Source organism: Bacillus sp. OTU530 (genome assembly GCF_038440375.1).
In genome coordinates this window covers 32,898-58,483 of record NZ_JASATP010000006.1, presented here as the reverse complement: position 1 = coordinate 58,483, position 25,586 = coordinate 32,898, and the positions used below count along the sequence as shown (strand labels likewise).

20 protein-coding genes, 2 tRNA genes and 1 other annotated feature are annotated in these 25,586 nt (G+C 42.4%); of the genes, 18 read left to right on the top strand and 4 right to left on the bottom strand.

Annotation, left to right across the window (positions count from 1 at the left end; genetic code table 11):
• Positions 1–38 precede the first annotated feature (38 nt).
• Positions 39–112: transfer RNA gene (locus AAHB12_RS06110), tRNA-Gly, on the top strand.
• A 12-nt stretch (positions 113–124) separates the two neighbouring features.
• Positions 125–198: transfer RNA gene (locus AAHB12_RS06105), tRNA-Arg, on the top strand.
• A 431-nt stretch (positions 199–629) separates the two neighbouring features.
• On the opposite strand, the gene AAHB12_RS06100 is transcribed toward AAHB12_RS06105, so the two are convergent.
• Together AAHB12_RS06100 and AAHB12_RS06095 are read right to left on the bottom strand one after the other, a co-directional pair.
• A complete protein-coding gene (locus AAHB12_RS06100) occupies positions 630–809 on the bottom strand; it encodes a small acid-soluble spore protein H (RefSeq protein WP_342044657.1) in 180 nt (59 codons plus the stop codon).
• A 174-nt stretch (positions 810–983) separates the two neighbouring features.
• The gene (locus AAHB12_RS06095) at positions 984–1,130 is read right to left on the bottom strand and encodes a hypothetical protein (RefSeq protein WP_165350736.1); all 147 of its coding nucleotides are present in this window, start codon (positions 1,128–1,130) and stop codon (positions 984–986) included.
• Positions 1,131–1,679: 549 nt separating this feature from the next.
• Between AAHB12_RS06095 and AAHB12_RS06090 the strand changes: the two genes are divergently transcribed.
• Positions 1,680–2,075, top strand: a complete 396-nt coding sequence (locus AAHB12_RS06090) for a sensor histidine kinase (protein WP_342044656.1) — start codon at positions 1,680–1,682, stop codon at positions 2,073–2,075.
• A gap of 130 nt (positions 2,076–2,205) precedes the next feature.
• Here the strand turns inward: AAHB12_RS06090 and AAHB12_RS06085 are convergent, their stop codons facing one another.
• On the bottom strand, positions 2,206–2,769 hold the full coding sequence (locus AAHB12_RS06085) for a CBO0543 family protein (RefSeq protein ID WP_342044655.1): 564 nt from the start codon (positions 2,767–2,769) through the stop codon (positions 2,206–2,208).
• Positions 2,770–3,355: 586 nt separating this feature from the next.
• On the opposite strand from AAHB12_RS06085, the gene AAHB12_RS06080 reads away from it, so the two are divergent.
• The 14 genes from AAHB12_RS06080 to ysxE all read left to right on the top strand — a co-directional run bounded on the left by AAHB12_RS06080 (position 3,356) and on the right by ysxE (position 22,085).
• The gene (locus AAHB12_RS06080; RefSeq protein WP_342044654.1) at positions 3,356–4,354 is read left to right on the top strand and encodes a hypothetical protein; all 999 of its coding nucleotides are present in this window, start codon (positions 3,356–3,358) and stop codon (positions 4,352–4,354) included.
• Positions 4,355–4,661: 307 nt separating this feature from the next.
• Positions 4,662–5,948 (top strand): trigger factor, encoded by a 1,287-nt coding sequence (gene tig, locus AAHB12_RS06075; protein ID WP_129727734.1) that lies wholly within the window; start codon positions 4,662–4,664, stop codon positions 5,946–5,948.
• Between the two features lie 657 nt (positions 5,949–6,605).
• On the top strand, positions 6,606–7,871 hold the full coding sequence (gene clpX / locus AAHB12_RS06070) for an ATP-dependent protease ATP-binding subunit ClpX (RefSeq protein WP_129727733.1): 1,266 nt from the start codon (positions 6,606–6,608) through the stop codon (positions 7,869–7,871).
• A gap of 109 nt (positions 7,872–7,980) precedes the next feature.
• Entirely contained in the window at positions 7,981–9,660 is a 1,680-nt protein-coding gene (gene lonB / locus AAHB12_RS06065) for an ATP-dependent protease LonB (RefSeq protein ID WP_129727732.1), read from the top strand.
• 481 nt (positions 9,661–10,141) lie between these two features.
• On the top strand, positions 10,142–12,463 hold the full coding sequence (gene lon / locus AAHB12_RS06060; RefSeq protein WP_129727731.1) for an endopeptidase La: 2,322 nt from the start codon (positions 10,142–10,144) through the stop codon (positions 12,461–12,463).
• A complete protein-coding gene (gene yihA, locus AAHB12_RS06055) occupies positions 12,460–13,071 on the top strand; it encodes a ribosome biogenesis GTP-binding protein YihA/YsxC (protein ID WP_129727730.1) in 612 nt (203 codons plus the stop codon). The genes lon and yihA overlap by 4 nt, the downstream gene beginning before the upstream one ends.
• 584 nt (positions 13,072–13,655) lie before the next feature.
• A complete protein-coding gene (hemA, locus tag AAHB12_RS06050; protein ID WP_129727729.1) occupies positions 13,656–14,996 on the top strand; it encodes a glutamyl-tRNA reductase in 1,341 nt (446 codons plus the stop codon).
• 18 nt (positions 14,997–15,014) lie between these two features.
• Positions 15,015–15,848, top strand: a complete 834-nt coding sequence (locus AAHB12_RS06045; protein ID WP_342044651.1) for a cytochrome C assembly family protein — start codon at positions 15,015–15,017, stop codon at positions 15,846–15,848.
• A gap of 18 nt (positions 15,849–15,866) precedes the next feature.
• Positions 15,867–16,793 carry a hydroxymethylbilane synthase gene (gene hemC, locus AAHB12_RS06040; protein WP_129727727.1) on the top strand — a complete coding sequence of 309 codons (927 nt, stop codon included), beginning with the start codon at positions 15,867–15,869 and terminating at the stop codon, positions 16,791–16,793.
• A gap of 1 nt (position 16,794) precedes the next feature.
• Positions 16,795–17,559: a uroporphyrinogen-III synthase gene (locus tag AAHB12_RS06035; protein WP_342044648.1), complete on the top strand. Its 765-nt coding sequence runs from the start codon at positions 16,795–16,797 to the stop codon at positions 17,557–17,559.
• A 36-nt stretch (positions 17,560–17,595) separates the two neighbouring features.
• The gene (hemB, locus tag AAHB12_RS06030) at positions 17,596–18,588 is read left to right on the top strand and encodes a porphobilinogen synthase (protein ID WP_342044728.1); all 993 of its coding nucleotides are present in this window, start codon (positions 17,596–17,598) and stop codon (positions 18,586–18,588) included.
• Positions 18,585–19,874, top strand: a complete 1,290-nt coding sequence (gene hemL / locus AAHB12_RS06025; RefSeq protein WP_342044646.1) for a glutamate-1-semialdehyde 2,1-aminomutase — start codon at positions 18,585–18,587, stop codon at positions 19,872–19,874. Before hemB ends, hemL begins: the two co-directional genes overlap by 4 nt.
• A 160-nt stretch (positions 19,875–20,034) precedes the next feature.
• Complete coding sequence (gene spoVID, locus AAHB12_RS06020) at positions 20,035–20,967, top strand: stage VI sporulation protein D (protein WP_342044645.1); 933 nt, start codon at positions 20,035–20,037, stop codon at positions 20,965–20,967.
• Between the two features lie 74 nt (positions 20,968–21,041).
• Positions 21,042–22,085 (top strand): spore coat protein YsxE, encoded by a 1,044-nt coding sequence (gene ysxE, locus AAHB12_RS06015; protein ID WP_129727723.1) that lies wholly within the window; start codon positions 21,042–21,044, stop codon positions 22,083–22,085.
• Positions 22,086–22,263: 178 nt separating this feature from the next.
• Here the strand turns inward: ysxE and AAHB12_RS06010 are convergent, their stop codons facing one another.
• Positions 22,264–22,458: a hypothetical protein gene (locus AAHB12_RS06010; RefSeq protein ID WP_342044644.1), complete on the bottom strand. Its 195-nt coding sequence runs from the start codon at positions 22,456–22,458 to the stop codon at positions 22,264–22,266.
• Between the two features lie 169 nt (positions 22,459–22,627).
• Positions 22,628–22,852, top strand: a binding site (T-box leader).
• 41 nt (positions 22,853–22,893) lie between these two features.
• Here AAHB12_RS06010 and AAHB12_RS06005 point away from each other — a divergent pair.
• Positions 22,894–25,536, top strand: coding sequence for a valine--tRNA ligase (locus AAHB12_RS06005; protein ID WP_129727721.1), 2,643 nt, complete (start codon positions 22,894–22,896; stop codon positions 25,534–25,536).
• Positions 25,537–25,586: the final 50 nt, after the last annotated feature.

The window sequence follows — 25,586 nt, the reverse complement described above, 5'->3', positions numbered from 1 at the left end:
AAGAATTGTCGATAGGACGACAGCACTTAATACTAAGTGCGGGTGTAGTTTAATGGTAGAACTTCAGCCTTCCAAGCTGATAGCGTGGGTTCGATTCCCATCACCCGCTCCAATAATTTTATATGTCCCAGTAGCTCAGCAGGATAGAGCAACGGCCTTCTAAGCCGTCGGTCGGGAGTTCGAATCTCTCCTGGGACGCTTTATAAGAGAAAAGGTTGGTATGTCAAGGATGTTCATGGTTAGTCATAACTAGAACTGTCCGATGTATACCAGCCTTTTTTGTTGTTTTTTGATGTAGCTGTCGAACGCTTCTGTGGGCGTTTTTGGCACGTTTATTAGAATAGACAGTAAAATTCATAGAACAGTTCTTCTTGACTGCCGAGCGTGCAAGGTAGGGAAGGTAGACAAAGAAAGCACTCCAAGCAACAGGTACAACATGCTTTGAAGTTGCTTGAAACCTATACATACAAGAAAATGATAAAATAATCCTTATCCTCTTTAGAGAGAATGAGCAGGAGACGAGAGGTTTGGATTAGGTGGCTTATATAGTTTGGTTGCTCAAAAGATATTTTAGTTAAACACCACCTCTAGAGTGGTGTTTAACTAAAAGTGAGAAAATCCTTTGAAAATTAATGTTCTATCAAGTTGGATACGGGAACACTTTGTTTATTATTTGGGTTATCAAGGCAATGGATTGTAGCTGTTCCGTTTTGTGCATCTACATGTTCAATGTAGATGCGTTCTCCATTACAGGTTACATTAGCCATGATTGGTGAAGAAGAGATTTCTTGCGCTCGTTGTGCATTCATTATAGCCACCTCCTTTTAATTTACAACAGTTATAATGTTTGTTCTAGATTATTTAGATATACTTGTTTATTGTTGGAGTAATTCGGATTTCAATTTTAAAAGGTAGGATATCGAATTGTGGATGTGCTGGAATAAAAAAACTGAGCACGGGTGATTTTCCCGTGCTCAGTTTTTTTATTGTTTTTTTACAGCATTAAGAGCTTCGGTATTGGAATTCTTAGGAGCGAAATAACCTTCTGTATTTACAACAGCAGTTTGCTCCTGATACTGACCATCAGCGTGCTTTTTCTTTTTTACATGCGGATCTTGATTGTTTCCCATGTTTATCACCTCCACCGATAGTATGCTCCACCGCTCGAAAAAAAACTTTCGCAGAAGTGTCAAAACAGTCAGTTTCGTGTGGTATTAGATAGTGTAGGGCTTAACGGTCATGTAAGAAATTACACCTGTTATTGACTTCAACATTGAATGATATAGAAGGTCTTTTGTTTTGACTAAGTGGTATAAAGTCATTGCAGTATGAAAATAACATAACGGTAAAATAACCCAATGTTTTTACAGTTTTGTGAATTTGAAATAGGAAGAGTTTCCTATTTGTTGTAATTTTTTCCGAGATAAACAGCGTATTGCACTAAGAGTTTATGCAAAAATGATAGTCTGTTCTTCGACCGAAGCATTATAACGCAAGCGGAATAATGTTTACATAGTGTAGTGGGGAAGGGTGAAATAAAACTTGCATTTTACAATTGGATGGAATCTGAATTAGAAAAAGCGTTGGCGACTCTCCAAAATCTGTTACAGGTATCCAAACCTGATTTGCATGAGGAATCGCTTGTTCCAATTGATCTATGTCAGGAGTTAGAGTCTCTATTGTTTTTATTCCAAGAAAGACTTTATAACGTGAAACTAGAAATGGATTTAAGGGATTCGGAGAGAAAAATAATTGGAAAAAGAAACTTATTTCTAAAAGCATTTTTTAATCTAATAAAGAACGCGATTGAGGCTATTCAGGACACAGGAAAAATTAAAATTGAACATTACTATCAAAATGAATGGATTCATATAAAAGTGAGTGATACAGGAGTAGGAATCCCTGAAGATAAAGTGAAAATGCTGGGAACACCATTTTTTTCTACTAAAAGCGAAGGGACAGGTCTGGGTCTAACTCAAGTGTTTACAACTATACATAAACACGGAGGAAATATCTCCGTTCACAGTACGATTGGAAAAGGAACTACCTTTCATATTCAACTTCCTGTTAGATAAAGATAGCTTACAATCATACTTATTAGGAGATATTCTCCTTTTTCAATTGACAAGGGATTTTTTAAGGTGAATTCAGAACATCATAATAACATTGAAACAAGGGTTTTATGATACATATATTAGTGATAGTTTACTGTTTCATTTTTCTAGTTAAAACTACATCTACAATCCATTTTACTAATGCAGCTTTTGCTACATAGATTGGTAAAGAGTAAGCATACTCCCAATTGTCCAGCCTGTAAATCTTCAGCCAAACTGTTATAGGTTCACATATAAAGGAAAAAATAGTTGCCATAATAACATTGGCAATCAAAAACGATTTCCATCTTTTGAAATGTTGATACACAGACATATGTGCAATGATGATAATTCCATAATCAATTGCAACCAGTTTAGGTACTACGGAAGTTAACTTGTATGGGTAAGACCAAAGGTTACAATTAACACCTATATCATCCAAAAATCCAACTAGCAGCATTAACAGAGACCCAAACAATAAAATTTCCTTGATTCTCTTTCGTTGTACATACCTCCACCATATTATCCAGGGAACAATCCAGATACATAAAAGCAACCACCATTGAAAAGTAAATAAATCGTGATGAAGCCAGTAGTCTGTAAGCATCTTCTGTAATTTATGTTGGAGGTCTTGTATTTCTTTAAAGCTTGGATAGGATTCTTTCAGTGGATTCACCCCCCGTTTTACTTTGATAGGATGCCCATTTATATTTATAGCTAGAAAATGAAATGCTTAGGAAAGATAATTGTTTTTATTCCTATAAATTGCAAAGATATTAGAAAAGCGATAGTATAAGAATCTACATTCGGGGTTTTTTTACACTTTAAAAAAGTATAAATTTCTAGCTAGAAGCCAATTCGACGTAGTGAGAAATTTTAGGAATACAGTATAAGTAGGGCTACGCCTCTGGCTTTGCCCAAAGGCAGGGCTCGCCAATCGGCGAGTTTTCTTTAAAGTGATGTGGCATAAAAGGTGTTGGAAGAAATCAATTGTAATGGCTATCTTTCGGCGGAGAGTGGATTTCATACAGGAAAGGCTAGGCGTTGAGTTGAGTATTTGAGATAGCAGATAAATAAGAAGTCTTGTTGCTTGCGGGCCTTGTGGGATACAAGCTACAAGGCTTTACGCATAGTTTAGATAGAACCATCATTACAAGGAAGAAACCATAAATTTCTATGCGAAATATGCCATATATTGTGTTTCAAACCTTCTTCTGCTATAGTACCTTTAAGTGTAGAAAACCTTAAAAAGAGGCGAAGGTATGGAGGAAAAAGAGAAAACGGTCATTATGTTTCCGAACCTGAGTGACCGTTTGCGGGAAAAAGGTTTTGATTCTTTACATAACAAACAATTTTCTGAGGCGCTAGACTGTTTTAACCAGTTAGGTGAATATGGGTTTGAGGATGAGGAGTCAGAGTTTGCTGCAGTTGTCTGTCTAATAGAGCTTCATGATTTAAAGGAAGCGAGAAAGCGGTGCGGAGCGCTATTAAAGAGGAGTGACAGACTATTTTTTGAGGTGCTCGAGATGTATCTTTCCGTTTTGCTGCAGCAGCATGACTATCAAGCGGTTGCAGAAGTAGTTCATTTTGCTTTAGCAGATCGTGAGCTTTCTAATGAACAAAGAGAAAAGCTATATCCGTTGCTTTCGTTTGCCGAAAAAATGGAAGGATTAGAAAGTGAGATTCCGAAATCACCTGAGGAGGAAGAGGTAGAGACAGCGTTAGGGACACGTGATGTAGCTAAGCAGCTGCAAGCTCTATATAGTTTGAGGCAGCGCGGTTCTATGCCAGCCGGTCCATTCGTTGCACGCTTTCTTGAGGATGAAACAAATCATCCGTATGTAAAGTCCGTTTTGTTGCAGCTCTTGATGGAAAGCGGTGTTCGTGATGAGGTTTCCGTGACGAAGTTTGGCAGAACCATGTCTGTTGTTCCTTGTGAACTTCCCGATATAAAGGAAGATACTTTTGTTACCGGTGTACTGCTTGAGGCGGAGAGAGGAACAGGCGGACAAAACCCCACGATGATCCAGGCCTTAGCGGAGTATTGGTATGAAATCATGTTCCTTGTTTTTCCATTTTCTCTTCTTCCTCTTGATGTTCGAGTTTGGGCAGCTGTTCTTGAGAAAATTGGAAGTGAGCGTTTTATGCTGTCACCGATTGATGAACAAATTGTTTCCCGTTACGGCATCTCCCAAGCTGACATGGAAGAAGCTTGTTCACAGCTTTTGAAGATTGAGCAGGAAGGGCTGCTGCCGCTGTAAAGAAAACTCGCCGATTGGCGGAGATAGGGGCATATTTGTACTTACACTGTATTCTTAAAATTCCCAACTACGTCGCATGACTTCCAGTTGGAAATTTATACTTTCTTACAGTGTAAAGAAAAAGAACGTACGGTGATGTTGAAACGATAATATTCTATGTTATAATGTAATGGTTGCAGGAGGCAGATTCCTGCCTTTTTCGTGAAGCAAGTAAAGCAACAGCACTTTACTCAGTTTCGTATTGTTCTCGGACATACATACCGAGTCATAATAGTTTATTAATATCGTTGTTGGAGGGAAAGAATAAATGGTTGCAAAGTGGGAAAAATTAGAAGGTAGCGTTGGCGTACTAACAGTAGAGGTTGACGTTGCAGAAGTAAACCAAGCGTTAGATGCAGCATTCAAGAAGGTTGTAAAAACAATTAATGTACCTGGTTTCCGTAAAGGGAAAATGCCTCGTCCATTGTTCGAGCAACGCTTTGGCGTAGAGTCTTTATATCAAGATGCGTTAGACATTATTTTACCACAAGCATATTCAAGTGCAGTGGATGAGACAGGAATCTTCCCTGTTGCGCACCCTGAAATTGACGTCGAGCAATTAGAAAAGGGAAAAAATCTAATCTTTACTGCGAAGGTAACAGTAAAGCCTGAAGTGAAATTGGGCGAATACAAAGGCTTAGAGCTTACAAAAGAAGACGAAACTGTAACAGATGAAGATGTAGCAAACGAATTGACAAAGCTGCAAGAGAAGCAAGCTGAGCTTGTTGTGAAAGAAGACGGCGCAGTTGAAAACGGCGATACAGCTGTAATTGATTTCGAAGGCTTTGTTGACGGTGCAGCATTCGAGGGTGGAAAAGGCGAGAACTATTCTCTTACAATCGGTTCCGGTACATTCATCCCAGGCTTTGAAGAGCAATTAGTTGGCTTAAAAACAGGCGAAGAGAAGGATGTAGAAGTAGCGTTCCCTGAAGAATACCATGCTGCTGATTTAGCTGGCAAGCCTGCTGTATTCAAAGTAAAAGTACACGAAATTAAAGCACAAGAGCTTCCTGCTTTAGACGATGAGTTCGCGAAAGACGTAAACGAGGAAGTTGAAACGCTTGATGAATTAAAAGCGAAGCTTCGTGCTGACCTAGAAGAAAGCAAAAAACGCGATGCGGAAAACAAACTTCGTGACGATGCGGTAGCTAAAGCTGTTGCAAATGCAGAAGTTGAAATTCCAGCAGCGATGATTGAAACAGAACTAGGCCGCATGCTTCGTGAATTCGAGCAACGCCTTCAATATCAAGGCATGAACCTAGAATTGTACTACCAATTCACAGGTACAGACGAGGCTGCTCTGAAAGGGCAAATGCAAGAAGATGCGCAATCTCGCGTAAAAACAAACCTTGTGCTTGAAACGATTATTGAGGCAGAGGGTATCGAAGCAGCAGACGAAGCTGTAAATGAAGAAGTACAAAAAATGGCTGAAATGTACAACATGACAGCTGAGGCTGTAACACAAGCTCTTGGAAGTCTTGAAGGACTAAAAGAAGACTTGAAAATTCGCAAGGCAGTTGATTTCCTAGTGGAAAGCAGCAAAGTTACTGCGTAAATTATATATAAACAGGGCGCGATGTTTGATCGTGCCCTGTTTTATAAGGAAAGCCTTTTTTGAGAAGAGAACTTTGTTTCGATCAGTGATATAAGACTCGCCATACATATAAGGATCGAAAAGCTTTTCTGATAGAGGGGAATAGTTTACTGCAGGAGCAAACTGGACTGTGGCTGCTTTTCTTTACACTGTAAGAAAGTATAAATTTCCAGCCGAAAGCCAATTCGGTGTAGTCGGAAATTTTAGGAATACAGTGTAAATGCAATTACGCTTCTGTCTTCGCCTAGCGGCTCGCTAATCAGCGGGTTTTCTTTACACTGTAAGAAAGTATAAATTTCCAGCTGAAAGCAAATTTGATGTGGTTGGAAATTTTAGGAGTACAGTGTAAGTACAACTACGCCTCTGTTTTCGCCCAGGGACAGGGCTCGCAAACAGCGAGTTTTCTTTATAACCATTTTTCTTGGATTGCAGGAAAACGCTTAAGTGACACAGAATATATATTTTTTAAAGGTTGTAAAAAATTTGCCCTGTACATATGAAACCATATAATTTGTATTTCTAAGCACATAGTGACATAATATGTATTTACATACGGTAGTAATTTCATTCTACATATAGTGGGTACTGTTTCTAGCACTTTTTAAGGGGTGTGAAGGTATGTTTAAATTTAATGATGAAAAAGGGCAATTAAAATGTTCTTTTTGCGGTAAAACGCAAACGCAAGTGCGTAAGCTTGTAGCAGGACCAGGAGTTTATATTTGCGATGAGTGTATTGAACTTTGTACTGAAATCGTTCAAGAGGAGTTATCTAAGGACGATGAAGTAGAATTCAAGGATGTTCCAAAACCAGCAGAGATCCGCGAGATTTTGGCTGAATATGTAATCGGACAAAATAAGGCAAAAAAAGCTTTGGCAGTTGCAGTATACAACCACTATAAACGTATTAACTCTAACAGCAAGATTGATGATGTTGAATTGTCGAAAAGCAATATCGCCCTAATTGGACCGACAGGAAGCGGTAAAACGTTATTGGCACAAACCTTGGCACGTATTTTGAACGTTCCGTTTGCAATTGCCGATGCGACTTCTTTAACAGAAGCCGGGTATGTCGGAGAAGATGTAGAAAATATTTTGTTAAAGCTGATTCAGGCAGCTGATTACGATGTAGAGAAAGCAGAAAAAGGGATTATCTACATAGACGAAATTGATAAAGTAGCGCGTAAGTCTGAAAATCCTTCAATTACACGCGATGTGTCAGGAGAAGGTGTGCAGCAGGCACTTTTGAAAATTTTAGAAGGTACGGTTGCCAGCGTTCCGCCACAAGGAGGCCGCAAGCATCCGCATCAGGAGTTTATTCAAATTGATACAACAAATATTCTCTTTATTTGCGGTGGAGCATTTGATGGCATCGAACAAATCATTAAGCGCCGCCTAGGCAAAAAGGTTATTGGCTTTGAGACAGGTACGGCAAAGAAACATGTAGATGACGAAAAAGTTCTATCACATGTGCTTCCAGAGGATTTGTTGAAGTTTGGTTTGATTCCTGAATTCATCGGCCGTCTTCCAGTAATTGCAAACTTGGAGCAATTGGATGAGGATGCACTTGTTGAAATTTTGACAAAGCCGAAGAATGCGCTTGTGAAGCAATATCAAAAGCTTCTAGAACTCGATGATGTTGAATTAGAGTTTGAAGAAGGAGCGCTGCTTGAAATTGCTAAAAAGGCGATTGAGCGCAAAACGGGTGCACGTGGATTACGTTCCATCATTGAAGGCATTATGCTTGATGTGATGTTTGAACTTCCATCCCGCGATGATATTGAGAAATGCATTATTTCACAAGAAACCGTTGCTGATGGAGCACCGCCAAAGCTTGTGCTTCATGACGGTACGATATTAGAGCAAGGCACAAAAACATCAGCGTAATGTATAGAGAGAAACAGCAATTGTCCACAATTGCTGTTTCTTCTTATGTTTATCCTACACCTTACTCGGAGATACTAGAAGAAAATAGTAGGGTTTGGGAGGGATTGTGATGAGCTGGACGAACATCATTTTGCTCATTCAGTTGGCGCTTGGTGTAATTGTTGGTCTCTACTTTTGGCATTTGCTTAGAAGTCAGCGCACGCAAAAGGTTTCAATTGATAAAGAGTCACGAAAAGAGATGGAGCAGCTCCGAAAAATGAGGATGGTTTCCTTGACAGAGCCGCTTGCTGAACGAGTGAGGCCATCTTCGTTTGCTGATATTATTGGTCAAGAGGATGGCATTAAAGCGCTAAAAGCAGCGCTGTGCGGACCAAATCCGCAGCACGTCATTATATACGGCCCTCCGGGAGTCGGCAAAACAGCTGCTGCTAGGCTTGTGCTAGAGGAAGCGAAAAAAAATGCGAAATCTCCATTTCGTGCAGCATCTGTCTTCGTTGAGCTTGATGCAACAACAGCACGTTTTGATGAAAGAGGAATTGCAGATCCCCTGATTGGTTCAGTGCATGACCCGATTTATCAGGGAGCCGGAGCGATGGGGCAGGCCGGAATTCCGCAGCCGAAAAAGGGAGCAGTAACTGATGCACACGGCGGTATCCTCTTTATTGATGAAATTGGGGAACTGCATCCGGTTCAAATGAACAAAATGCTTAAGGTGCTTGAGGATCGAAAGGTCTTTTTAGAAAGTGCATATTATAGCGAAGAAAACACAATGATTCCTACATATATTCACGACATTTTTCAAAATGGTTTACCAGCTGATTTTCGTCTCGTCGGCGCAACAACTAGATCACCAGAGGAAATCCCTCCGGCAATTCGTTCCCGCTGTCTGGAAGTTTTTTTCCGGGAGCTTGATACGGAAGAGGTTGAAGCGGTTGCTTTAAATGCGGCATCTAAAGTAAATCTAGAAATCGGGCGGAAAGGGCTGACTATGATTGGGCAATATGCCCGAAACGGTCGTGAAGCCATTAATCTTGTGCAAATTGCAGCTGGGATGGCGATTAATGAAAATCGTTCGTATATTCAGGATGAAGATATTGAGTGGGTTATCCACTCTAGCCAGCTTACACCAAAGCATGAAAAACGTATTTATCCAATTCCGAGAATCGGTCTGGTAAACGGCTTGGCCGTATATGGTCCGAACATGGGAGCTCTTTTAGAAATTGAAGTAACAGCGATACCGACGGATGGAAAAGGGTCGCTTATGATTACAGGAATTGTAGAAGAGGAAAGTATCGGAAGCCAGACAAAGTCGATTCGTCGTAAAAGTATGGCCAAAGGGTCTGTTGACAATGTCACGACAGTTCTTCGCTCACTTGAATTACTTCCGCAAGGGTATGATGTACATATTAACTTTCCAGGAGGAGTACCGGTAGATGGTCCATCTGCGGGTATTGCAATGGCGGTTGGTGTATACTCTGCGGTACACGGCGTATATGTGAAAAATGAAATTGCAATGACTGGTGAAATAAGCATTCATGGAGAAGTAAAGCCGGTAGGCGGTGTGTATGCGAAGATTAAAGCGGCAAAAAAAGCAGGAGCCAAAATGGTTCTCATTCCTGCAGAAAATATGCAGCCAATCTTATATTCCATTAAAGGTATTGAAATTGTACCCGTTCGGCATATGAAGGAGGTACTGGCACGAGCGATTGTTTCTGCTCCTTCCTCTACGCGTACTAGTATCGAAGCTATTCAGTCTTCCTTTAATGAGGGGGATATTCAATCTATATAATTGGGCAGGTCTCGCCAATCGACGAGTTTTCTTTACGCTGTAGAAACGTATAAATTTCTAGCTAGAAGTTATTCGATGTAGTCAGAAATTTTAGGAATATAGTGTAAGTGCAGCTACGCCTTTGTCTTCGCCCAAGGGCAGGGCTAGCTTTAAGAAACAGCAATCGGCTGCCCAGCTGGTTACTTGTGTTTGACTTCGTTTAGGCCTTGCTGCTGAAGCGAAGTCCATTTTTCGTTTTTCGTCCTTTTTAACACTTTAAGAAAGTATAAATTTCTAGCTGGGAGATCATTCGACGTAGCGAGAAATTTTAGGAATAAAGTATAAGGGCAACTACACCCCTGTCTTTGTCCACGGTTTGTTTGGCTCCCGCAGCAAAATAAACCGTATCTGCTTTTCTTATGTCTCAGAAATTGCATAACAGTTCTGTTGTAATATACAATAATTGAACAGGGAATTTATAAATCGGAGGTGCTATTACAACATGAAGGATAACGAAAGGGTTATTCCCCTCCTGCCATTGAGAGGCATTCTTGTGTATCCAACGATGGTTCTACATCTTGATGTAGGACGAGAAAAATCGATACAAGCGCTCGAAAATGCAGCGATAGACGACAATATTGTGTTTTTAGTGATGCAAAAAGATGTAAATATTGACGAGCCGCATAAAGATGATTTGTATCCGATCGGTACGCTGGCAAAGGTGAAGCAAATGCTAAAGCTGCCGAATAATACGGTACGTGTGCTTGTAGAAGGTTTACATAGGGCAGAAATACAGGAACTTTTGGAGGAAGAAGATGTTACGAATGCTGCTGTTCGCATCTTAGAGGATGAGGAAGCAGGAGACTTAGAGGAGAAAGCATTGATGCGTTCATTGCTTGAACAATTTGACGAATACATCAAGTTATCTAAGAAAATCTCCAACGAGGTATTTGCGACTGTTGCAGATATAGATGAGCCTGGACGTTTAGCTGATTTAATTTCCTCTCATCTGCCGTTGAAAACAAAGGAAAAGCAGGAAATATTGGCTATTACTAATATTAAAGAACGGCTGCAGACGCTTATTGCTCTCATTCAAGACGAGCAGGAGCTGTTAAATCTTGAAAAGAAGATTGGGCAGCGTGTAAAGCGTTCAATGGAACGAACACAAAGAGAGTATTTTCTTCGTGAACAGATGAAGGCAATCCAAAAGGAGCTTGGCGACAAGGAAGGAAAAGGCGGGGAAGTAGAAGAGCTGCGGGATAAAATTGAGAACTCCGGCATGCCAAACGAGACAAAGCAAGCGGCGCTTCGCGAGCTGGATCGTTACGAAAAGCTGCCAGCTAGCTCTGCTGAGAGCGGAGTTATTCGTAATTATATTGATTGGTTGTTGTCGCTTCCTTGGACGGAAGCAACAGAAGACATTTTGGACATTGAGCGTGCTGAAGGAATTTTGGATGAAGATCACTTTGGACTCGAGAAGGTAAAAGAGCGTGTACTAGAGTATCTTGCCGTACAACAGCTCACCCGCTCCTTAAAGGGACCTATTCTCTGTCTTGTTGGTCCTCCAGGCGTCGGGAAAACATCGCTTGCCCGTTCGATTGCAAGATCATTAAACCGTAATTTTGTTCGTATTTCCCTAGGCGGTGTGCGTGACGAATCAGAGATTCGAGGTCACCGAAGAACGTACGTTGGAGCAATGCCTGGCCGCATTATTCAAGGGATGAAGAAAGCGAAAACGATTAATCCAGTGTTTCTATTAGATGAGATCGACAAAATGTCAAGTGATTTCCGAGGAGATCCGTCTGCAGCCTTGCTGGAGGTGTTGGACCCGGAACAAAATCATAATTTTAGCGATCATTACATTGAAGAGCCGTACAACTTATCGAAGGTGATGTTTATTGCTACCGCTAATACGCTCTCTAGCATTCCAGGCCCGCTGTTGGATCGGATGGAGGTTATCTCGATTGCCGGATATACGGAACTAGAGAAAGTGCATATCGCAAGCGACCACTTGCTTCCAAAGCAGGTGCAGGAGCATGGCCTTAGTAAAGGAAAACTGCAGGTTCGAGAAGATGCCCTATTAGATATTATTCGTTATTACACACGTGAGGCCGGTGTTCGGACACTTGAACGTCAGCTCGCAACAGTGTGTCGCAAAGCAGCTAAAATTCTTGTTACGGAAGATAGAAAGCGCATTGTTGTAACAGAGAAGAGTGTGGTAGAGTTTCTTGGCAAAAAGAGATTCCGCTATGGAGAAGCAGAGCATCAGGATCAGGTTGGTGTAGCAACTGGTCTTGCTTACACGGCAGCGGGCGGAGATACGCTTGCAATTGAAGTGTCGCTATATCCTGGAAAAGGAAAGTTAATTTTGACAGGAAAGCTTGGCGATGTTATGAAGGAATCAGCACAGGCGGCATTCAGCTATATTCGTTCCCGTGCGGCTGAGCTGCATATCGACCCTGATTTCCATGAGAAAAATGATATTCACATCCATGTACCAGAAGGAGCCGTGCCAAAGGATGGACCGTCTGCCGGGATTACGATGGCAACGGCACTTATCTCAGCCCTCACAGGCAGGCCTGTTAGCAGAGAGGTTGGCATGACAGGAGAAATTACTCTGCGCGGACGTGTATTACCGATTGGCGGTCTAAAGGAAAAATCACTTAGTGCGCACCGTGCTGGACTGAAAAAGGTGATTATCCCGGCAGACAATGAAAAGGATCTCGATGATATTCCAGAGAGTGTAAAGGAAAACCTAACCTTTGTGCCGGTATCACATCTTGATGAGGTGCTAAAGCATGCGTTAGTAGGAGTGAAGCAATGAAAGTAACGAAATCAGAAATTGTCATCAGCGCTGTGAAGCCCGCGCAATATCCAGAAGGTGATCTTCCGGAAATTGCTTTGGCAGGGCGCTCTAATGTCGGAAAATCGTCCTTTATTAACAGGATGATTAACCGAAAAAGCCTAGCCCGTATTTCTTCTAAGCCTGGAAAAACACAAACATTGAATTTTTATATTATTAACGATGTCATGTATTTTGTAGACGTGCCTGGTTACGGTTATGCCAAGGTATCAAAGTCAGAAAAAGAGACGTGGGGTAAAATGATTGAAACGTATTTTACCGGACGTGAGCAGCTTAAGGCAGTTGTTCAGATTGTGGATTTACGTCATCCCCCTACAAATGACGATGTTATGATGTATGACTTCTTAAAGCATTATGAGATTCCTGTTATTGTGATCGCAACGAAGGCTGATAAAATCCCAAAGGGAAAATGGCAAAAGCATTTGAAGGTTGTCAAGGAGACGCTGGACATTGAAAAGGGAGATATTGTTGTGTTATTTTCTTCCGAAACAGGGCTTGGTAAAGAGGAAGCTTGGAAAGCAATTCATACATTTACACATATACATGAACGCGAAGAGGAGAACGTGTGATGGATTCATCACACGTTTTTTCACGCTGTAGAAAAGTATAAATTTCCAGCTGAAAGTGAATTCGACGTAGTCGGAAATTTTAGGAATACAGTATAAGTAGGGCTACACCTCTGTCTTTGCCCAGGGGCAGGGCTCGCCAGTCGGCGAGTTTTCTTTACACTTTAAGAAAGTATAAATTTCTAGCAGGAAGACCATTCGACGTCGTGAGAAATTTTAGGAACAAAGTATAAGTGCAACTATGCCTCTGTCTTCGCCCAAGAGCAGGGCTTGCCAGTCGGCGAGTTTTCTTTAATTTCAGCTTTCTTAAAGTGGAATAAAAAGGGTGAGGTTGAAAAAATATTTGTATGCTAGACAAGCATTATTTGGAGCAGCTCTCTTTTCTGTAGAATCGTTTCCATTGCTTGATTATGCCGGCATTTTTTGATAACGTACAAGATAGAATGATTTTATTTTGTTACGCTTTGCGGAAATGTGTAATTGTGATCTGAAATAAATAATGTTCACATATTTGTCAGGTTTGAACAGGTCAAGTTGTATTATGATAGGAAATAGATGAAAAATCAGATGAAAAGGGGGGACAAATCATGCACGTTCTTACTGTTGGTGTAAATTATCGTACGGCGCCTGTAGAAATTCGTGAAAAGCTGTCGTTTCAAGATTCAGACCTGGAAAAGGCGATGACTCAACTACAGCAGCAAAAGAGTATACTAGAGAATGTGATTGTATCAACCTGTAATCGTACGGAAATTTATGCAATTGTTGATCAACTTCACACAGGGCGTTATTATGTAAAGAAATTTTTATCTGATTGGTTTGGTCTTCCGCTTGAGGAAGTTTCTCCTTATTTGTTTATTCGTGAGGAAGATAGTGCAATTGAGCATTTGTTCCGCGTGTCCTGTGGACTGGATTCGATGGTAGTTGGAGAAACACAAATTCTTGGGCAGGTTCGCTCAAGTTTTTTACAGGCGCAGAATATGAAAACGACGGGTACAATTTTCAATGAATTGTTTAAGCAAGCAGTTACTACTGCCAAGCGTGCACACTCAGAGACAACGATTGGCAGCAATGCTGTTTCTGTTAGCTACGCAGCGGTAGAGCTCGCAAAAAAAATCTTTGGGGATTTACGAGAGTGCCATGTTCTGATTCTTGGAGCAGGTAAAATGGGAGAGCTTGCTCTGCAAAACTTGTACGGAAGCGGCGTCGGCAGAGTAACAGTAATGAACCGTACGTTTGAGAAGGCAGAATTGATGGCTAGAAAGTACGCGGGACAGGCAATGCCATTAACGGACCTGCAGCGTGTATTAGAGAAAGCAGATATTTTAATTAGCTCAACAGGAGCAGCGCATTATGTTGTTACGAAGGACATGATGGCAAAGGTGGAAAAAACAAGACGTGGCCGTCCGATTTTCATGGTGGATATTGCTGTTCCACGTGACTTAGATCCAGCCATTAGCGAGCTGGAGAGCGCATTTTTATATGATATCGATGACTTGCAGGGTGTTGTAGAGGCAAATAAAGAGGAGCGTCTGAAGGAAGCGGAAAAAATTCAGCTTATGCTTGAAGAGGAAATTGTGATTTTCAAAACTTGGATGAATACACTTGGTGTTGTACCGCTTATTTCTGCGCTTCGTGAAAAAGCGCTCGCGATTCAAAGCGAGACGATGCAAAGCATCGAGCGTAAAATTCCCACATTGACAGAGCGAGAGCGCAAGGTCATTAACAAGCATACAAAGAGCATTATTAACCAGATGCTGAAGGATCCGATTCTAGTTGCAAAAGAACTAGCGGCTGAACATGATGCAGAGGAAAAGTTAGAACTGTTTGCGAAAATTTTCAATGTAGCATCGTTTCCGCAGCAGGAAAGCAGACAAGAGCAGGTTAAGCAAGAGCAGAAATGGGCGTTGTCCGCTCAGCATCTTGTATAGTCCGGAGAGGATAAAGGAATGAGTATTCTCGGCGGGAGCATGATTTATCACGTTGCTATTATCTTGTATGCTTGCAGCGTGAGCTTGTATTTCATAGATTATTTGCAAAGTAACCAAAAGGCAAATCGGACCGCCTTTTGGTTACTTTCCATTGTTTGGGTGTTGCATACAGTATTTATGGTGATGCGGACGATAGAAACGAATGCAAACCCGATGCTTACATTGTTTTCAGGTATTTATTTTTACGTTTGGCTGTTAATTTCTTTATCTTTGATGATAAATCGCCTATTGCGTATTGATTTTCTCGTATTTTTTACAAATGTTATCGCTGCTGGTGTGAGCGCATTCTCCATCTTTACACCGATGGGAAGAACACCCCCCGTGTTAGCAAATCAATTAGTTTCAGAACTGCTGTATGTTCATGTCGGCATGGCTGTCGTTTCATATGCGACATTTACAGTATCTTTTATTTTTTCGGTGATGTATTTACTGCAATATCGGCTGTTAAAGCAGAAAAAATGGAATGCTCGTTTGCGGAGACTTGGCAATTTAACGAAGCTTGACTCGTTATCGTACATATTAAACCTATTTTCTATTCCTTTTTTCTTTCTCGCCCTTTTGTTAGGATGTATTTGGGCGTACGCAAAACTTGATCATTTCCATTGGTATGACCCGAAGGTAATTGGGTCATTTATCGTATTGTTCGTATATTGTATTGGCATTTATTTGAGGGTATCTGATAAACTGCAAGGAAGAAGTGTAGCGCACTGGAATGTTGGTGCCTTTCTGATTATGTTAATTAATATCTTTCTGTTTAGCAGCTTGTCATCATTTCATTTTTGGTACTCATAACGGTAGGAGAGAAAGTGTATGCGCAAAATTATTGTAGGTTCTAGAAGAAGCAAGCTTGCATTAACACAAACAAATTGGGTTATTGAACAATTAAAGCAGCTCGGTCTGCCATTTGAGTTTGAGGTAAAGGAATTTGTTACAAAGGGAGACGTTATTGTAGATGTTACCCTCTCAAAGGTAGGCGGCAAAGGCTTATTTGTGAAGGAAATTGAGCAGGCGATGCTTGATCAGGAAATTGACATGGCGGTACATAGTATGAAGGATATGCCGGCTGTGCTGCCAGAGGGATTAACTATTGGTTGTGTACCAAAGAGAGAGGATCCTCGTGATGTTATCATTTCCAAACAACATGTTTCATTTGCAAATCTGCCGGCTGGGTCAGTTGTTGGTACAAGCAGCTTGCGACGCAGCTCGCAGCTATTGGCTGCCCGCCCTGACTTACAGGTAAAGTGGATTCGCGGTAATATCGATACACGTCTTAAAAAGCTGCAGGAGGAAGAATACGATGCAATCGTGCTTGCTGCTGCAGGATTGAAGCGAATGGGCTGGGCTGAAGATGTAATTACTGAGTACCTGGAACCCGTTACATGCATCCCAGCAGTCGGGCAGGGGGCACTTGCGATTGAATGTCGCTCGGATGACAAGGAATTATTGGAGGCATTGCAGCTTTTTAACGATGAGGAAACGGAACGTACAGTAGCAGCGGAACGTGTGTTTCTTCATAAGCTTGAGGGAGGCTGCCAAGTTCCGATTGGTGGATATGCGACGATAAATGAACAGAGTGGGCTTACGCTTACAGCCCTTGTTGGTGCAAAGGATGGATCCGTCCTTTTAAAAGAGACAGTAACAAATCAAAATCCGCAGCAGGCAGGAGAAGAAGTGGCTCGATTGTTAATTGCCCGCGGCGCGGATAAGTTAGTGCAGCAATCAAAGGAGCAGGAGTAGGATGAATCATCTTGCTCCTCTTTCCCATATCTCCGTTCTAATTATGAGGGCGGAGACACAGGCGAAAGAAATGGCCGCGGCTGTGCGCAGCCGCGGCGGCATTCCAATTGAAATACCGCTGCTGCAGATTGAGCCTTCTGCCATGCAGCTGGCAAGACCTTTGCAAGAATACGATTGGATTATATTTACAAGCACAAACGGTGTTCGTTTTTTTCTGGAAGGAATCGGAATGGGCAACATTCCGTCTGCTGTCAAGCTTGCGGCTGTCGGGGAGAAAACCAAACAGGAGCTTGAAGCGTATGGTTTTCAGGTCCACTTTATGCCAGAGAAATTCGTCGCTGAGGTGTTTGCAAGAGAGTTTCTCTCATTTGTTCAGCCGGGAGCGCGTGTTTTATTTCCAAAAGGGAATCTAGCGCGAGATATCCTTCCGAATGAACTGCGGGCAAATCACATTCTTCTTGATGAGATTGTAGTATACGAAACGAGACGGAATGAAGCAGCTAAAGAGCTGTTGATGGAGGTGCTTCGTTCTGAACAAGCAGATGTTTTGACTTTCACGAGTCCCTCCACTGTTGTCCACTTTGCCGCTTTGCTTGAGGAAACAAATTGGAGAGAATGGACGAAACGTTGTACAATTGCTTGTATAGGGCCAGTTACGGAGAGAGAGGCTCTAGCGTATTTTCCTTCTGTTCTCGTCCCGGATACATATACGATTGACGGTTTACTCCGAAGATTAGAGGAACATTTTGCAAACGGGATACAATAGGAAGAGAAACTGAAAATGAATGGGAGATGGAAAACGATGAAGCATTTGCAATTTCAGCGTCACCGCCGCCTGCGGCAAACAGCAAATATGCGTGCGCTTGTTAGAGAAACGCACTTGCATACAGAAGATTTTATTTATCCGATTTTTGTTGTGGAAGGGGAAAACAAGCGTAATCAAGTTGCTTCTATGCCAGGTGTGGAGCAGGTGTCGTTAGACCTTCTGAATGCGGAAATCCAGGAAGCTGTAGATTTAGGCATCAAGTCTATTATCGTGTTTGGTATTCCACATGAAAAGGACGAGGTGGGTTCTTCTGCATACTGTGACCATGGCATCGTACAAAAGGCAATTTCCCAGGTGAAGGAGCAATTTCCAGAGCTTGTTGTCATTGCGGATACGTGCCTATGTCAATTTACAAGCCACGGTCATTGCGGCGTCATTGAGAATGGTGTAATCGTAAATGACGAATCATTAGAGCTGTTAGCTAAAACAGCTGTTAGCCAAGCGAAAGCAGGGGCTGATATTATCGCACCATCCAATATGATGGATGGATTTGTCGCGGCGATTCGCCATGCTCTTGATGAAAATGGATTTTCACATGTGCCGATTATGTCTTATGCTGTAAAGTTTTCTTCCGCTCACTATGGTCCGTTCCGCGATGCAGCTCATAGCTCACCGAAGTTCGGGGATCGAAAGGCGTACCAAATGGATCCGGCTAACCGTTTAGAAGCATTGCGTGAGGCGGAATCAGATGTGCTAGAGGGAGCAGACTTCCTGATGGTGAAGCCGGCCCTTTCTTATTTGGATATTATTCGCGATGTGAAAAATAACTTTAATTTGCCAATAGTTGCTTACAATGTAAGCGGTGAGTATTCAATGGTCAAAGCGGCTGCACAAAACGGGTGGATTAATGAACGTGAAATTGTACTTGAGCAGCTTGTTAGCATGAAGCGTGCAGGAGCTGATTTAATTCTTACATATTTTGCAAAGGATGCAGCAAAGTGGTTGAAGGAAGGAGACGTTAGCAAATGAGAAGTTTTGATAAGTCAATTGCAGCCTTTCAAGAGGCAAAACGTCTGATGCCCGGAGGTGTAAACAGCCCAGTGCGCGCCTTTAAATCGGTCGGTATGAATCCGATTTTTATGGAGAGCGGCAAAGGATCGAGGGTCTATGATCTTGATGGAAATGAGTATATTGACTACGTGCTATCATGGGGACCTCTTATTCATGGACATGCAAACGATAGAGTGGTAGAAGCGCTAAAGTGCGTTGCTGAAAAGGGTACAAGCTTTGGAGCGCCGACTGCCATTGAAAATGAACTTGCAAAGCTTGTTATCGAGCGTGTTCCCTCTGTGGAAATTGTGAGGATGGTAAACTCCGGAACAGAGGCGACCATGAGTGCGTTGCGTCTTGCGCGCGGCTATACAGGCAGAAATAAAATCGTAAAATTTGAAGGCTGCTATCATGGTCATGGAGATTCCTTATTGATTAAAGCCGGATCTGGTGTAGCTACGCTCGGGTTGCCAGACAGCCCTGGTGTACCAGAGGGAGTGGCTAGCAATACAATTACAGTCCCATATAATGATTTGGAGAGCTTACGCGTGGCATTTAAGCAATATGGCGATGATATTGCAGCTGTGATTGTCGAGCCTGTAGCAGGAAACATGGGGGTTGTTCCGCCGCTTCCTGGCTTTTTAGAGGGACTACGCAGTATCACAAAGGATCATGGAGCGTTGCTGATATTTGATGAGGTCATGACGGGCTTCCGCGTTGGCTATCATTGCGGTCAGGGCTATTTCGGTGTAACGCCAGATCTTACATGTCTTGGAAAGGTAATTGGGGGTGGTCTGCCGGTCGGAGCATACGGAGGTAAAGCGGACATTATGGAGCGCATTGCGCCAAGCGGTCCGATTTATCAGGCAGGAACCTTATCAGGGAACCCGCTTGCGATGACAGCAGGCTACGAAACGTTGATCCAGTTAACGCCAGACTCTTACCGAGAGTTTGAACGAAAAGCGGAATTGCTCGAGCGCGGTTTGCAGGCAGCGGCAGAAACATATGATATCCCGTATTGCATAAACCGAGTGGGCTCAATGGTTGGCTTCTTCTTTACAAATGAAAAAGTTGTTGATTACGAAACAGCCAAAACATCGAATCTCGAGTATTTCTCAGCGTATTACCGTGAAATGATTGAGCAAGGTGTCTTCCTTCCTCCGTCCCAGTTTGAAGGATTATTCTTATCGACTGCACATAGTGATGAGGATATTGAACAAACAATTCAGGCAGCAGAAATTGCCTTTTCTAAGCTGAAAGGTTGATAAAAAGAGCTAATCTAATAATCGTCTGAGGAAGACGGATTAGGTTAGCTCTTTTTTTATGAGTCTCTGTTAAGGAACATTGTTGATTTTCTTTATCATAAAACCTCCATTTTGCACATAAACCTGTAATGTCATATACGTTTGAGAGGGGGAACTCAAAATGGCAGCAGATCATCAAACATCACTTAGCTTTTCCTTAAAAGAATCGGTATGGTTCCAAAAGGGACAGGAAGTTGAGCAATTGCTTTCCATCGCGCTTGATCCAGACATTGTGGTACAGGATAGAGATTATGAAATTGTTGTAAAGGGGCAATTACAGCTAACTGGAGAATATATTCCGCAGGACAGTGAGGAAGCATCCTTCTCATTGCGTGAACTATCTCCTGTACGTACGGTCGATTATGTACATGTACGAGAGGATGGCGTAAATGAATTATCGCACTCGTTTCCTTTAGAAATTTCGATTCCGCGCTCTCGTGTGAAGCAGGCGGATGATTTATATGTAGAGATTGAAATGTTTGATTATGAACTTCCAGAACAGGGCTGTTTACAGCTTCTTGCTGATATTGCAATCTATGGGCTAACCGACCAAGCAACTGCGGAGGAGCAAATCGAGGGACGAGTAGAAGAACAGGAAGAATTATTGGAGGAATTGGAAGATCAGTATGCCGCTCCTGCCTTTGTACAGGAGGAAGAGGATGTTTTTGAGCCTTTTGAATTTGAAGTGCGTAAAGAGCCTGTGCTAGAAGAAGCAGAAAGGGAAGAACCTGTTATGCAGGTTGAGTTGTTTGGTCGTGCTGAGGAGACAAAGCAGCCGCCTGCTTCTGAAGAGGGTAAGGAGGAATTTGCGTATTCCAGCCGTGATGAAAATGCACTATATCTAACAAGATTATTCGGAAGGAATCAGGAAGAGCAATTTACGAAGCTGCGCATGTATTTTGTGCAAACGGGCGATACAGTCGAATCGATTGCAGAGCGGTACGATACAAATCTCCAGCATCTGGCGCGTATCAATCAGCTAGATGACCTATATGTTTCGCAAGGTCAGGTCTTATATGTTCCAGTATCAAAAACAAAGTCTAAATCATCATGATGCTTATGTTGGGAGCTAATTAAGACGCCCCAGTTTTTCTTTACGCCCATCCTGTTAGAAGGGGTCATCATTATATGGAAACAGCAGTGAGAGAGCAATATGAACCTCTTTTACAAATGTATCGTTTGAATCCGGAACATTTAGAAGAGCATGGAAGTGTGTTAAAGGTTTATACAAACCAGGGTCCTTATGCGTTAAAGAGGCTGAGTCCGAGCCGACTTGAACGGAGCAATTTTGTACACCATCTTCGCCTTCTTTCTGAGAAGGGATTTACAAATTACGCGCCTGTATATCATGCAAGCGACGGAGAGTATTTCTTATCGGACGGACAACATCAGTACTATTTAATGCCTTGGCTTGACAGCGCAGAACAAAAGGGTGAGGAGAACGACCATTACCATCAGATGTTTCAAACCCTTGCTGCTATGCATCAAAAGACAGTGAAGGAAGAAAGTATTACAGAGGAAACCATTGACAGTCATTATAACGCGCTGTCAGGACGTTGGGAGCAGGACCGCGATATGCTTGATACGTTTCTGACGCAATCTGAAGCGAAGTGGTATATGTCTCCGTTAGAGCTGCAATATTGTACGTATTATCACCATGTTTTACGTGCACATGAGTTTGCTGCAAAGCAGCTGGAGGAATGGCAAGAGCTCATGAAGGAAAAGGAAACGACACGAATCTCTTTAATTCATGGAAACGTGTCTCAAAGTCATTTTTTGTTTGATCATGAGCGAAACGGTTATTTTATTAGCTTGGAAAATTCACAGTTTTCCACACCGATACAGGATCTTGTACAATTTTATCAGCGTTCGTTTAACACATACCCCATTGCAAGAAATGACCGCTATGAATGGTATCAAGTGTATCAGAAGCACTTTCCCTATACAAAAGAAGAAAAAAAGCTGATGCTTGCTTATCTGGCGTATCCACAAAACTTTATCAGGCAAATTGCCCGCTATGTGAAAAACGGGGAACAGCGGGATAAACGAAATGAATTGCAATTTGTGAAGAATCTTCAGCAAACCCATTGGCTTGTAAGTAATACTGAATACTTTGTATCCCAAATTCAAGCAGCAGAGCATCAAGCTGAGCAAAGTCAGCAGCAAACATAAAACCTCTCCAGCCGGAGAGGTTTTACGCTTTAAAAGATATAAATTTCTAACAGGAAGACAATTCGACGTAGCGAGAAGTTTTAGGAATAAAGTATAAGTACAACTACGCCTCTGTCTTTGCTCGGCGAGCTTTCTGTATGTTTGCTAAGTACACATTCAGGAATCTATGCTGCCGTGCTTATGCTTGGAAATGCGTTTTAATCGTCAAGCCAATAAAAACAATCAATAAGATAAAATCCAAAAACGTAGGGAACAGCAATGTTCGAATACCTTGAAAGACTGTGAGCGGAATGATGAAGTCATATAGCAGTGTTTGAATATTCCGCATCCAGCCGGGTGTTGCGAAATTATAAGTACGTTTAAGTCGTCGCATTCTGCATTCCTCCGAAAATAACGGGTTTATAGTACCCTATGCGGGGCAAACACCTAGTGTGCATTTCGTGCACTTTTTTCGATTTTCTGCATATATTACAAAAAACTTGGCAAAGCTTATTGACGATTGCACTTTCTTTTTTTAGACTATAGTTTGTATAAAATAATAACAAAATGCTTAGATAGGGAAGAGTACGATGTGTTTGCATCTTTCAGAGAGAGAAATCAGCAGCTGGGAGATTTCTTAGATGACAGCGTCGGAAGGTCGCCCTTGAGCTGCTTCTTTGAATATTACAGTAGAGGAAGCCGGGTGTAACCCGTTACCAGATAAAGTGTGCAAGCCTTCGCTTGCAAAAAAAGGTGGTACCGCGAATATAACTCCATTCGTCCTTTTCTGGATGAGTGGGGTTTTTTATTTTGAGAAGGAGGAATTTATATGACAAATACGGACAATAATTTACCAACGAAATACGACCATAAATCCGTAGAAGAAGGCCGCTATGAATGGTGGCTTGCAGGAAAATATTTTGAAGCAAAGGGCGAAGCTGAGAAACAGCCATACACAATTGTAATTCCACCGCCAAACGTAACGGGTAAGCTTCATTTAGGGCACGCCTGGGATACAACGCTGCAGGACATTTTAACGCGTGCAAAGAGATTACAAGGTTATGATGTGCTATGGCTTCCTGGTATGGATCATGCCGGTATTGCGACACAGGCAAAGGTAGAAGCGAAGCTGCGTGAGGAAGGAGTAACGCGCTATGACCTTGGACGTGAAAAGTTCTTGGAAAAGGCATGGGAGTGGAAGGAAGAATATGCATCCCATATTCGCGCACAATGGGCGAAGGTTGGCTTAGGTCTTGATTATTCCCGCGAACGCTTTACGCTGGATGAAGGATTATCCGAAGCAGTACGCCATGTATTTGTTACTTTATATAAAAAGGGTCTCATTTACCGAGGTGAATATATCATTAACTGGGATCCGGCAACACGCACGGCCTTGTCTGATATTGAGGTTATTTATAAGGATGTACAAGGGGCATTCTATCATATGCGTTACCCGCTTTCTGATGGATCTGGCTACATTGAAGTTGCAACGACTCGTCCAGAAACGATGCTCGGTGATACAGCGATTGCGGTTCATCCGGAAGATGAACGCTACCAGCATTTAATTGGTAAAACAGCAGTGCTTCCAATCGTCGGCCGTGAAATCCGGATTGTCGGCGATGATTATGTAGATATGGAATTTGGCTCTGGCGCTGTAAAAATTACGCCAGCTCATGACCCGAACGATTTTGAAATTGGAAATCGTCATAACTTGCCGCGTATCCTTGTCATGAATGAGGACGGCACAATGAACGCAAATGCTGGAGTATATCAAGGAATGGACCGCTTTGAATGCCGCAAGCAGCTTGTGAAAGATTTACAAGAGCAGGGTGTACTTGTCAAAATTGAAGAGCATACACATTCCGTTGGTCATAGTGAGCGCAGCGGTGTTGTTGTAGAGCCGTATTTATCAACGCAATGGTTTGTGAAAATGCAGCCGTTAGCGGATGAGGCGATCAAGCTTCAGCAGCAGGAGGAAAAGGTAAACTTTGTGCCGGAGCGCTTTGAGAAAACATACTTGCACTGGATGGAAAACATCCGTGATTGGTGTATTTCCCGTCAGCTTTGGTGGGGACACCGCATTCCGGCTTGGTATCATAAAGAAACAGGGGAAGTGTATGTAGATACAAACCCGCCTGCTGATTCTGAGAATTGGGAGCAGGATAATGATGTTCTTGATACTTGGTTCAGCTCAGCGCTTTGGCCGTTTTCAACGCTTGGCTGGCCTGATAAAGACTCTGAAGACTTTAAGCGTTATTACTCAACTGATGTTCTGGTAACAGGCTATGATATTATTTTCTTCTGGGTATCACGCATGATTTTCCAAGGTCTTGAGTTTACAGGTCAACGTCCGTTCAACGATGTACTGATCCATGGCTTAGTTCGTGACGCGCAAGGTCGCAAGATGAGCAAATCGCTTGGAAACGGGGTAGACCCGATGGATGTGATTGAGCAGTATGGTGCTGACTCACTTCGATTCTTCCTATCTACAGGAAGTGCACCAGGTCAAGACTTACGCTTTAGTATCGAAAAGGTAGAATCTACTTGGAACTTTATTAATAAGATTTGGAATGCATCCCGCTTCGTGTTAATGAACATGAACGGCATGACATATCAGGAACTAGATTTAACGGGTGAGATGTCCGTTGCGGATAAATGGATTTTAACGCGCTTTAATGAAACAATTGAGAGCGTGACGAAAAATCTTGATAAGTATGAGCTCGGCGAAGTCGGCCGTGCGCTGTACAACTTTATTTGGGATGACTTCTGTGACTGGTACATTGAAATGGCGAAGCTTCCGCTTTACGGTGAAGAGGAAGCCGCAAAGAAAACAACTCGTTCCGTACTTGCATATGTACTTGAAGGAACGATGAAGCTGCTTCATCCGTTCATGCCGTTTGTAACAGAAACAATTTGGCAGCACCTTCCGCATGAAGGCGAATCGATTACGGTAGCGCAGTGGCCGACAATTCGTGAGGATTTAGCGGATAAGGAAGCGGCGGAGCAAATGCGTCAGCTTGTGGAAATCATCCGTTCTGTACGCAATATTCGCGCGGAAGTAAATACGCCGCTTAGTAAAAAGGTTCAATTGTACATTAAGGCGAAGGACGAGGCAACTCTTGCAAGTCTTCAGAAAAACAGCTCCTACATTGAGCGTTTCTGTAACCCGAGCGAGCTCGTGATTGAAACAGATGTACAAGCGCCAGAGCAATGTATGACAGCAGTTATCACAGGAGCGGAGCTATTCCTGCCTCTTGAGGATTTAATTAACTTAGACGAGGAAATCGCCCGTCTTGAAAAAGAGCTGAAACGCTTAGACAGTGAAGTAGAGCGTGTGCAGAAGAAGCTTAGCAATGAAGGCTTCGTGAAAAAGGCACCTGCTCAGGTAATTGAAGAAGAACGCAAGAAGCAGCAGGATTATACAGAAAAACGTGAGGCGGTTCGTCAGCGTTTGGCAGAATTAAAAAAATAAGCTGATATGCGAACCCGGCAAGACAGATGTGAAGCCCGGGTTCGCTTTTT

What these genes read in the sequence shown, in the direction of transcription:
- AAHB12_RS06100 (WP_342044657.1), bottom strand. Translation starts at nt 809, where the DNA reads ATGAATGCACAACGAGCGCAAGAAATCTCTTCTTCACCAATCATGGCT.
- AAHB12_RS06095 (WP_165350736.1), bottom strand. Translation starts at nt 1,130, where the DNA reads ATGGGAAACAATCAAGATCCGCATGTAAAAAAGAAAAAGCACGCTGAT.
- AAHB12_RS06080 (WP_342044654.1), top strand. Translation starts at nt 3,356, where the DNA reads ATGGAGGAAAAAGAGAAAACGGTCATTATGTTTCCGAACCTGAGTGAC.
- tig (WP_129727734.1), top strand. Translation starts at nt 4,662, where the DNA reads ATGGTTGCAAAGTGGGAAAAATTAGAAGGTAGCGTTGGCGTACTAACA.
- clpX (WP_129727733.1), top strand. Translation starts at nt 6,606, where the DNA reads ATGTTTAAATTTAATGATGAAAAAGGGCAATTAAAATGTTCTTTTTGC.
- lonB (WP_129727732.1), top strand. Translation starts at nt 7,981, where the DNA reads ATGAGCTGGACGAACATCATTTTGCTCATTCAGTTGGCGCTTGGTGTA.
- lon (WP_129727731.1), top strand. Translation starts at nt 10,142, where the DNA reads ATGAAGGATAACGAAAGGGTTATTCCCCTCCTGCCATTGAGAGGCATT.
- yihA (WP_129727730.1), top strand. Translation starts at nt 12,460, where the DNA reads ATGAAAGTAACGAAATCAGAAATTGTCATCAGCGCTGTGAAGCCCGCG.
- hemA (WP_129727729.1), top strand. Translation starts at nt 13,656, where the DNA reads ATGCACGTTCTTACTGTTGGTGTAAATTATCGTACGGCGCCTGTAGAA.
- AAHB12_RS06045 (WP_342044651.1), top strand. Translation starts at nt 15,015, where the DNA reads ATGAGTATTCTCGGCGGGAGCATGATTTATCACGTTGCTATTATCTTG.
- hemC (WP_129727727.1), top strand. Translation starts at nt 15,867, where the DNA reads ATGCGCAAAATTATTGTAGGTTCTAGAAGAAGCAAGCTTGCATTAACA.
- AAHB12_RS06035 (WP_342044648.1), top strand. Translation starts at nt 16,795, where the DNA reads ATGAATCATCTTGCTCCTCTTTCCCATATCTCCGTTCTAATTATGAGG.
- hemB (WP_342044728.1), top strand. Translation starts at nt 17,596, where the DNA reads ATGAAGCATTTGCAATTTCAGCGTCACCGCCGCCTGCGGCAAACAGCA.
- hemL (WP_342044646.1), top strand. Translation starts at nt 18,585, where the DNA reads ATGAGAAGTTTTGATAAGTCAATTGCAGCCTTTCAAGAGGCAAAACGT.
- spoVID (WP_342044645.1), top strand. Translation starts at nt 20,035, where the DNA reads ATGGCAGCAGATCATCAAACATCACTTAGCTTTTCCTTAAAAGAATCG.
- ysxE (WP_129727723.1), top strand. Translation starts at nt 21,042, where the DNA reads ATGGAAACAGCAGTGAGAGAGCAATATGAACCTCTTTTACAAATGTAT.
- AAHB12_RS06010 (WP_342044644.1), bottom strand. Translation starts at nt 22,458, where the DNA reads ATGCGACGACTTAAACGTACTTATAATTTCGCAACACCCGGCTGGATG.
- AAHB12_RS06005 (WP_129727721.1), top strand. Translation starts at nt 22,894, where the DNA reads ATGACAAATACGGACAATAATTTACCAACGAAATACGACCATAAATCC.